Below are 6,467 nucleotides of genomic sequence, written 5' to 3' on the forward strand. Positions count from 1 at the left end.
GCCGAAGCCTGATTAGGCATCATCCCGATATAATCCGGCTGGCGCCGGCCTTCCGGAGCGACCGCCATGGCAATCTTATCCTTAGAAACATCCAAACCGACGTAAATTATGTTATGATTCATTATGCTAGCTCCCTTCGCGTTGTGGCTCTGTTTGAAGTCCTTGATGCATTTTTATTGTACTTCAATCAACCCACGTTGCTGCGATAGTGGGGCTAGTTTCGTTCATTATAACTTTTCCCTAAATAGGATCAACTTCCCTAAATAGGATCAACTTCCCTAAATAATTCTGATCCTTTTTCCATTTTGAACGACCGCGCCCCTTCATGCAAACAGCAATACTGAGAGATACACGCCGATCAGGGTGATACACAGTACAGGAAGTGTAATGACAATGCCGATTTTAAAATACTGGCCCCATCTGATTTTGATTCCTTTTTCCGACAGGACATGGAGCCACAGAAGTGTGGCCAGAGAGCCGATCGGGGTCATCTTCGGGCCGAGGTCGGCGCCGACGACGTTGGCATAGACGAGCGCATGGTGCATCAGCCCGGTAATTGGTGTCGCATCAATGGATAACGCGTTGATCATCACCGTAGGCATATTGTTCATGACCGCTGAAAGAACGGCCGACACAAAACCCATGATCAGCGTTCCGGCAAAGAGTCCGCCCTTTGTCCCGGCTTCAATCACATTGGCAAGCAGCTGAATGATCCCGGCATTTCTCAGCCCGTAGACGACCACGTACATTCCTAAGGAGAAGAAGACAATCGCCCATGGCGCACTTTTCAGGATCGTTACCGTATGTATGGCCGGACTGCGGCTGCCGAGAAACAGGAAGATAAAGGCGATCGACAGCGCGATAAACGACACCGGAATCCGGAACAGACTGCTGACAAAATACCCGGCAACGAGAATAACCAGGACGAACCAGGAAAGATGAAACATGCGGATATCTTTCAAAGCGGAAGCAGGTTCCTTTAAATCAGACATTGCGTACTGATGCGGCCAGTCTTTACGGAAATAGAGATACAGGACGGCCACACTGGCCACAAGCGAGAAGACTGTCGGCAGGAGCATATGCAGCGCATAACGGCTGAACGTAATCCCGAAAAAGTCGGCTGAGACAATATTGACGAGGTTGCTGACAACGAGCGGAAGCGATGTGGTATCGGCGATAAACCCGCAGGCGATGACGAATGGAAAAACGCGCCGTTCGTCGAATTTCAGTGCCCGGACCATCGCCAGAACAATCGGCGTCAGTATGAGTGCCCCGCCGTCGTTGGCAAACAGGGCAGAAATCAGTGCGCCCAAAACGGAAATAAAAAGGAACATGCGGATCCCGTGGCCATTAGCCAGCCGTGCCATGTGCAGCGCTGCCCATTCGAAGAAGCCGATGTGATCCAGAATCAACGAAATAATAATGATGGCGACAAAAGACAGCGTGGCATTCCAGATAATCCCGGCCACAGTCCAGACATCATTCAAGTGAACCACCCCGACAAGCAGAGCCAGAACGGCACCGCCGCAGGCCGACCAGCCGATCGACAGATTCTTCGGCTGCCAGATCACCAGTGTTAATGTTAATAAAAAGACGATTAGTGCAAATACTGCAGACATTCTCTTTTCCTCTTCTCCAGTGAAAAATAAAATTAAAGTGGAGTCAGAATGAGCGATTCCAACTCCATAATAGTGAACGAATCCATTTTAACAGCAGCCGGAAGATCCGCAGCCGCAGGAACCTCCGTCAATGACCAGTTTTCCTTCATCGACACTAATCGTCAGGCCGTCTGTCTCTTGCTGAGCCTGCCCATCCATAATCACGGGAACGCCATTAATTGCTGTTGCCTGTTCCTCCGGCTTCTTTGTATCAAGGCCAAAATTCAGCGACATACCACAGCAACCCGGCTTCATAAAAACACGTAAACAGTCGCATTGATGTGCCTTCATACTCTGGTTCAGCATTTCTTTTGCTTCGTCAGTCACTTTCAACATCATGCTCTTCTCCTTTAACTAATTAAGATGATTTCACGGTCAGACCTTTGTCCATCCAGGGAATAATGACCAGATGATGTTCCGAATCTTCCGTAACACGCCTGATCCAGGGCGTCTCAGCACGTGCACGGGTTTTGAGTACGTCATCTGCTGTCGCGGCCGCCACCAAACTCTGATTGATGACCCACCAGGTCGGCGTGATCCCGGCTCGTTTCAGATCCTTTGCCAATCGCTCCGACTCATACACCGGTGTGGTTTCTGCGAGCGTGACAATGATCACGGCAGTTGTCGCCGGATCTCTTAATTTAGGGAGCAGCCGCTGCACAGAGACAGGGACCTCCCCCGCTGAGTGCGCTAGTTCCCGGTGATAAGATTCCGTGGCGTCCAGAAGCAGGAGCGTATGTCCGGACGGAGCCGTATCAATCACAACGATCTCATTCTCTGCTTTCTCCACCACATTGGCGAAGGCACGGAAAACGGCAATCTCTTCAGTACAAGGTGATCGCAAGTCTTCCATCAGGTAAGCCAGACCTTCTTCGTCCAGGTGCTCTTTGGCCTGATTTAACACGGTCTCCCGATAATCCCTGACCTCTTTCTTCGGATCAATCCGGCTGACGGTAAGCCTGCCGCCTTGTGGATCCATGGGGTCAAAATGACCGGCCGGATCCGTGGTAGTCAGAAGCACCCGGTTTCCCCGTTTCGCCAGCGCCGCGGCAATCTTTCGGGCGACGGTTGTTTTGCCGACGCCGCCTTTCCCCATAGTAAAGATGACCCGCTGACCACGTGTCACCAGATCATTAACTAATACCTCAAGGTCCGGATAACGTGAATGTGTTTCTCCATTTTCTGAGACTGCAGCATGATCTTGAATAGGTTGCGATCCAAAGAAAAGTTTCCGGAGGTTGGCAACCCCGGTCACGTTGAACGGCGCGAGAGAAATATCAAAGGTCGGAATTTCCTTCAAATTTTCCGGGAGACTGGCAAGTGCCTGGTGTTCACGCTTTATAAATGCATGTGCCAGGGGATCATTCTCTGTCCCTGACTGCCCGATTCGACCGTTGATCAGCAGATACTGATTGGCGATACCGATTTTCTTTAACTCAGCGGAGGCTCGGGCCGCTTCTTTATTGGCTGAGACTTCCGGGCGAGTGACCAGCATCAGCATCGTTTTTTTCGGATCTGCAAGAGCCTGAACGGTTTCCCGGTATTGCCCTTTTTTATCACTTAAACCGGCAAGCGGTCCAAGACAGGAGGCACCGTGTGTATTGTCCTTCAAAAATCCGCTCCATGCGGTGGGCAGCTGCAGAAGCCGCAGTGTATGTCCGGTCGGCGCCGTGTCGAAAATAATGTGATCGAAGCCGTGAACAATCCTCGGGTCGGTCAGCATTGAAGAAAAGGCATCGAAAGCAGCAATTTCCACGGTGCAGCTTCCGGAAAGCTGCTCCTCCATTTGCTTTACAGCCGCTTCAGGCAATTGGCTCCGATAAGGACCGATTACTTTTTCCCGATAGCGGGCAGCCGCTTCTTCCGGATCGAGGTTCGATACGTAAAGCCCGGGTACTTCTTCAATGGCTTTAGACACCATCGTTAATGAGGTCGCAAAGACATCCTGCAGATTAGATGCCGGATCGGTGCTGATCAGCAAGACCTTCTTGCCTTCGTCTGCAAGCGCTACAGCTGTCGCACTCGCTGCTGACGTTTTCCCGACACCGCCTTTTCCCGTAAAGAATAAAAACGGGGTAAGTCCCATGGTTTGCGGATGAAACAAATGAGACATGAAATAGCCTTCTTTCGCTACTTGTTCACCACATTCAATTTAATCTGAAAGTGTTGCTTTTTACCGATTTCGTCTTCGGATATATGTGTCCACTCAGCCAGTTCCTGATTACTTGGATAGTGCCCTTTTTTCACCACTGTACCGTCTACGAGCGTGACCGGGAGAACTTCCATACCGTCGCTTTTTATCAAATTCTGGACAACTTGATTCTTCGCGAAAGCGCCCGGATGGCCGGTCAAGTTAAACCGTGAAATGGCGATGCCTTTTTTACGCAGATTGTGCACCGCACCGGTGATCCGAATCAGTTCCGGATCAATACCTGGTCCGCATATGCCGGTTGGGCAGCACATGGCCGGTTCAAAAATTTGAATGCTTTTCATTAGAAATCATCTCCACTGCGCTTAATGATTCAATGACTTTTCTTCAACTGCAAACTGTTTGATCCGTTTCTCAATACCATCCCGGACACGTTGGAACACTGCCCATTTTTCGGCTTCCGAGCCTTGTGCTTTTGCCGGATCATCAAATCCCCAGTGTTCCCGTCTCACCTGAGGCGGCGTCAACGGGCAGCGCTCTTCGGCGTCCCCGCAAAGGGTCACGACAAGGTAAGCATGGTTTAACACATCAGGGTCAATGACTTTCGACGTCTGTCTGGAAATATCCACGCCGGCTTCGTTCATCGCTTTTACGGTATTCGGATTGAGTCCGTGCGCTTCAATACCGGCCGAACGCACATCAAATTCGTCTCCGAGATACTTTCTCCCGAACCCTTCAGCCATCTGACTGCGGCAGGAATTGCCGGTACAAAGGAAGTAAATGATTTTCTTCGCCATGTTCATAATGCCTCCCATTTGGTCGATCAAGCTTATTACGCCTCATCCGCAGCACTTCGGAATCAGGAAATCCTTATTATTTTCGGAACTTATCCGGGTCTTTTCAATGGAACATTTTCATCCGGCTTAACAGCCTGAATCGTCGAAGAGACAATGTACTTCTCGATATGCGCTCCCGGAATCCATTCTTTGATGAATTTCTTTGACTCGTCCTTCGGTTTTATTTCAATTTGTGAAAATCCATTGATCTTCAGCATATGCTGAAGATCAATGATTGAAGAAGCGCCTGAAACGCAGCCAGAATAGGACGCGTCCAGATCATCCTTGATCTCTTGAGGTAATTCAGCTGTCAGAACAACATCAGAGATCGCCAGCCGGCCGCCTTTTTTCAATACACGAAAAGCTTCTTTAAATACTTGCGGTTTATCAGGTGACAGATTGATCACACAGTTTGACAGAATGACATCAATAGACTGGTCAGCAACAGGCAAATGTTCAATTTCTCCCAACCGGAATTCCGTATTGGTGATGTGGCCTTTGGCTGCATTGGCCCGTGCTTTGCTGATCATTTCCGGCGTCATATCGACACCGATCACCTGTCCGGACTCGCCCACCTGGCGTGATGCCAGGAAGCAGTCAAATCCCCCGCCGCTCCCCAGGTCCAGTACATGCTCCCCTGATTTCAATGACGCAATCGCCTGCGGGTTGCCGCAGCCAAGGCCTAAATTAGCGCCTTCTGGTATCGCATTTAATTCTTCCGGAGAGTAACCGAGCTGTTCCGACACGTGATTACGATCAGCCGAAGTGCCGCAGCATCCGTCATCGGAAGAACAGGCACAGGACGGAGATGAAGCTGATACATCCTGAAGGGCAATTTGTCTGTACCGGTGACGCACATTTTGCCTGATCTGATCATGAGTTAATGCCATATCCTGACCCCCCTTATATTGGCATCGTTAGTCGACGATGACGCGAATCCATCACGTTCGCTGCTTGAGATCATCTTGTTCATGATTTTACTGTTCAGACACTTTATCCGCAGCATTCCGGTTTCCGGCAGCCGCCAACATTCTGATCGGGCAGAGTGTCTATTATGACCGACACATAATCAGGCAGCTGTTCACCCAGCCGGTAATAAACCCAGGTCCCTTGTTTCCGTTCACGGATGACTCCGGCAAGGCGCAGTTTCTTAAGCTGCTGGCTCATTGCCGGCTGAGAAATTTTCAGCAGATCGACCAGTTCACAGACACACAGTTCTCTCTGCTTCAGACAGGAAAGAATGGTCAGCCGCGTCTTATCTCCAAGAAGTTTCAGAAGGGATGCCATTTCTGAAACATCATCAATGACTGTGTCCATAAATTAACCTCCACTTATATTTTCATATTATTATATTACTATTTGATTATATAATAATCAACTTATTTACATTTTTTTAAAGAAGGCAGGAGCGTCTTGAACTCCTGCCTTCTTCTGATCCGAATAGTCGATATCTGTAGATCATTTAGCGGTTAGCTTTTCAATGTCTATTTTCGCGAGGCCGGTCAGATCACTGACCTCGGCGTAGCTCATGCCCCTTTGTAACAACCTGCGGGCAAATTCCTGCGTTGAGGCACGCTTACCGTTGCTGATCCCTTGCTCGATACCTTGCTTGATACCTTGCTTGATACCTTGCTCAATGCCTTGTTCAATACCTTGCTCAATACCCTTTTTTACACCGCGGTCGTAATACGAGTTTGGCCATTTGATGATGGCGTCGCGTTCTTTTGGCGATGGCTCACGCATCCTCTTTCGCCAGCTTCCCGATTTCCCCTTCGGACAGTCCGGTCAGATCACTGATTTCGGCGTAGCTCATGCCCCTTTGTA

The 6,467-nt window shown here is 49.6% G+C and carries 8 protein-coding genes; all 8 read right to left on the bottom strand.

Annotation, left to right across the window (positions count from 1 at the left end; all coding sequences use genetic code 11):
- Window positions 1-323 precede the first annotated feature (323 nt).
- Window positions 324-1,619 (bottom strand): arsenic transporter, encoded by a 1,296-nt coding sequence (locus D889_RS0114520; RefSeq protein WP_010632882.1) that lies wholly within the window; start codon window positions 1,617-1,619, stop codon window positions 324-326.
- An 87-nt stretch (window positions 1,620-1,706) separates the two neighbouring features.
- Window positions 1,707-1,994, bottom strand: a complete 288-nt coding sequence (locus D889_RS0114525; protein ID WP_010632883.1) for an iron-sulfur cluster biosynthesis family protein — start codon at window positions 1,992-1,994, stop codon at window positions 1,707-1,709.
- A 22-nt stretch (window positions 1,995-2,016) separates the two neighbouring features.
- Window positions 2,017-3,771 carry an arsenical pump-driving ATPase gene (gene arsA / locus D889_RS0114530; protein ID WP_010632884.1) on the bottom strand — a complete coding sequence of 585 codons (1,755 nt, stop codon included), beginning with the start codon at window positions 3,769-3,771 and terminating at the stop codon, window positions 2,017-2,019.
- Window positions 3,772-3,788: 17 nt separating this feature from the next.
- Window positions 3,789-4,151 carry an arsenite efflux transporter metallochaperone ArsD gene (gene arsD, locus D889_RS0114535; RefSeq protein WP_010632885.1) on the bottom strand — a complete coding sequence of 121 codons (363 nt, stop codon included), beginning with the start codon at window positions 4,149-4,151 and terminating at the stop codon, window positions 3,789-3,791.
- 21 nt (window positions 4,152-4,172) lie between these two features.
- Entirely contained in the window at window positions 4,173-4,604 is a 432-nt protein-coding gene (gene arsC / locus D889_RS0114540) for an arsenate reductase (thioredoxin) (protein WP_010632886.1), read from the bottom strand.
- 89 nt (window positions 4,605-4,693) lie between these two features.
- Entirely contained in the window at window positions 4,694-5,533 is an 840-nt protein-coding gene (locus tag D889_RS0114545) for an arsenite methyltransferase (protein ID WP_010632887.1), read from the bottom strand.
- A gap of 103 nt (window positions 5,534-5,636) precedes the next feature.
- Entirely contained in the window at window positions 5,637-5,960 is a 324-nt protein-coding gene (locus tag D889_RS0114550; protein WP_010632888.1) for an ArsR/SmtB family transcription factor, read from the bottom strand.
- 141 nt (window positions 5,961-6,101) lie between these two features.
- The gene (locus tag D889_RS0114555) at window positions 6,102-6,386 is read right to left on the bottom strand and encodes a hypothetical protein (RefSeq protein ID WP_018962455.1); all 285 of its coding nucleotides are present in this window, start codon (window positions 6,384-6,386) and stop codon (window positions 6,102-6,104) included.
- Window positions 6,387-6,467 lie beyond the last annotated feature (81 nt).

Origin of the sequence: Sporolactobacillus vineae DSM 21990 = SL153, from assembly GCF_000377985.1 — a bacterium.
In the GTDB taxonomy this organism is placed as follows: Bacteria; Bacillota; Bacilli; order Bacillales; family Sporolactobacillaceae; genus Sporolactobacillus; species Sporolactobacillus vineae.

Coding starts and splice junctions, on each gene's coding strand:
- arsD (WP_010632885.1), bottom strand. CDS start 4,151: ATGAAAAGCATTCAAATTTTTGAACCGGCCATGTGCTGCCCAACCGGC.
- D889_RS0114545 (WP_010632887.1), bottom strand. CDS start 5,533: ATGGCATTAACTCATGATCAGATCAGGCAAAATGTGCGTCACCGGTAC.
- arsC (WP_010632886.1), bottom strand. CDS start 4,604: ATGGCGAAGAAAATCATTTACTTCCTTTGTACCGGCAATTCCTGCCGC.
- D889_RS0114525 (WP_010632883.1), bottom strand. CDS start 1,994: ATGTTGAAAGTGACTGACGAAGCAAAAGAAATGCTGAACCAGAGTATG.
- arsA (WP_010632884.1), bottom strand. CDS start 3,771: ATGTCTCATTTGTTTCATCCGCAAACCATGGGACTTACCCCGTTTTTA.
- D889_RS0114555 (WP_018962455.1), bottom strand. CDS start 6,386: ATGCGTGAGCCATCGCCAAAAGAACGCGACGCCATCATCAAATGGCCA.
- D889_RS0114550 (WP_010632888.1), bottom strand. CDS start 5,960: ATGGACACAGTCATTGATGATGTTTCAGAAATGGCATCCCTTCTGAAA.
- D889_RS0114520 (WP_010632882.1), bottom strand. CDS start 1,619: ATGTCTGCAGTATTTGCACTAATCGTCTTTTTATTAACATTAACACTG.